At 68.8% G+C, this 208-nt stretch carries 1 pseudogene; it reads right to left on the bottom strand.

Features of this window, described 5'->3' with window-relative positions:
- Positions 1-208: pseudogene (locus tag IF29_RS43090) on the bottom strand (glucose-6-phosphate dehydrogenase); the annotation flags it as partial.

The following is a 208-nucleotide window of genomic DNA, read 5'->3' as shown; positions in this document are numbered from 1 at the left end:
GAACGGGACCCCGGCCCAGCGCCGGTTGTTGATCTCCAGTTTCACCGCGGCGTAGGTGTCGGTGGTGGACTGGGGGTCGATGCCCTCCTCCTCCAGGTAGCCCAGGACTTCCTCGCCGCCCTGCCAGCCGTGGGTGTACTGGCCGCGCACGGTGTGCCGGCCCAGGTCCTTGGGGATCCGCACCGCTGAGAGGACCTTGAGCTTCTCG

The organism is Streptacidiphilus jeojiense, from assembly GCF_000719095.1.
GTDB classification, from domain to species: Bacteria; Actinomycetota; Actinomycetes; order Streptomycetales; family Streptomycetaceae; genus Streptacidiphilus; species Streptacidiphilus jeojiensis.
Note: the sequence above shows the minus strand (reverse complement) of the source record. Positions and strands in the feature narration are given on the sequence as shown.